This window comes from Methylobacterium sp. WL116 (assembly GCF_008039455.1).
Classification (GTDB): Bacteria; Pseudomonadota; Alphaproteobacteria; order Rhizobiales; family Beijerinckiaceae; genus Methylobacterium.
This window is the reverse complement of the sequence record NZ_VRUV01000734.1, coordinates 1-1,736: the sequence shown is the minus strand read 5'-3', so window position 1 is coordinate 1,736 and position 1,736 is coordinate 1. Positions and strand designations below refer to the sequence as shown.

The following is a 1,736-nucleotide window of genomic DNA, read 5'->3' as shown; positions in this document are numbered from 1 at the left end:
CTTCGAGGCGATCCGCCGCGAGGCCGCCGACGACGGCTGGCCGGCGGACGAGCCCGCACCGGCCAGACGCACAGAGGTGACGCTGGAGCGGGCGAGCGGGATCATCTCCCGCAACACCTCGCCCGACATCTCGTTCGACCGCTCGATCAACCCCTATCGCGGCTGCGAGCACGGCTGCGTCTACTGCTTCGCCCGGCCGAACCACGCCTATGCCGGCCTGTCGCCCGGGCTCGACTTCGAGACGAAGCTCTTCGCCAAGCCGGACGCCGCGCGCCTGCTCGAGCGGGAGCTGTCGGCGCCGGGCTACGCGCCGCGGACCATCGCTCTCGAAACGGCGACCGACCCGTATCAGCCGATTGAGCGCGAGCACCGCATCACCCGGGAGATCCTCGAGGTGCTGGCCCGCCTGCGCCATCCCGTCGGCATCGTGACGAAGTCGAACCTCGTCACCCGCGACATCGACATCCTGGCCGGGATGGCGGAGCGGAACCTCGTGAAGGTGGCGATGTCGGTGACGACCCTCGATCCGGTGCTCGCCCGGAAGATGGAGCCGCGCGCGCCGCATCCGCGCAAGCGCCTGGAGGCGATCCGGGCGCTCAGCCGAGCCGGCGTGCCGGTGATGGTGATCGTCGCGCCGATCATCCCCTCGCTCAACGACCACGAGATCGAGGCGATCATGACGGAGGCCCGCGCCTGCGGCGCGCGGGAGGCGAACCTCGTGCTGCTGCGCCTGCCGCACGAGCTGAAGGACCTCGTCGCCGACTGGTTCGCCGAGCACTATCCCGGGCGGCAGCGCCACGTGTTCTCCCTGGTCGAGCAGGCCCGCGGCGGCCGCGAATACGACGCCACGTTCGGCAAGCGGATGACCGGGGAGGGCGCCTACGCCGGCCTAATCGCGACGCGGATGCGGCTGGCCAAGGCGCGCCTCGGCTATGCGCAAACCCGCATCACCCTCGACGCCTCGGCCTTCGCCAAGCCCGGCGAGCAGTTCTCGCTGCTGCGACGGAGGCGAAGGCGGCGATCGAGCAATGCTCCGCGGCGGCAGGACGGCTGAATCGTTTTGGCATCGACGGACGACCTCAGGCATCTCGCAAACGATTGCGACCTAATCGGCGCCCGTGGTGTTCGCTCCGCCATCGCCGTACGCCCGCGTGAAACTCAGCCGGTGATGCGGGGTGCGGCCGTGGGTCCTGAGGCCGGCGAGGTGCACCGGGGCGCCGTAGCCGACGTTGCGATCCCAACCGTAATGCGGGTGGCGCCGGGCCAGCACCCGCATCAGCGCATCGCGAAACGTCTTGGCGACGATCGAGGCGGCGGCGATCTGCGGCACCGCGCGGTCGCCGCCGACGACCGCACGGCAGGGCTGCGGCAGGCCGGGAACCGCGTCCCGCCCGTCGACCAGCACCGGCGCATCGAGGGCGAGCCGCAGCACCGCCCGGCGCATCGCGTCGAGGGTGGCGACGCGGACGTTGACCCGGTCGATCAATGCCCGGGATCCCGCCGCGACCGCGACGCGGCCCTGCGCGCGGATCAGCGGCGTTAGGATCTCGCGCAGCGGTTCCTTGACCCGCTTGCTGTCGTCGAGGCGGGCGAGCAGGTCCGGCGGGATCGCGGTCGGGTCGAACCACACCGCCGCGACGACCACCGGGCCGCACAGGGCGCCGCGCCCGACCTCGTCGCAGCCGATGACGGCGGGGTAGTCGGCGGCGCAGGCGGGATCGAAGGGGGGCACGGGG

Annotated in this window: 2 protein-coding genes; one reads left to right on the top strand and one right to left on the bottom strand. The window is 71.9% G+C overall.

Annotated elements, in window-relative coordinates:
* On the top strand, window positions 1–1,054 hold a 1,054-nt coding region (locus FV223_RS26760; RefSeq protein ID WP_147729752.1), incomplete at its 5' end, for a PA0069 family radical SAM protein.
* Between the two features lie 51 nt (window positions 1,055–1,105).
* Here the strand turns inward: FV223_RS26760 and FV223_RS26755 are convergent.
* Window positions 1,106–1,732 carry a ribonuclease HII gene (locus tag FV223_RS26755; protein WP_147729753.1) on the bottom strand — a complete coding sequence of 209 codons (627 nt, stop codon included), beginning with the start codon at window positions 1,730–1,732 and terminating at the stop codon, window positions 1,106–1,108.
* Between the last annotated feature and the right edge of the window lie 4 nt (window positions 1,733–1,736).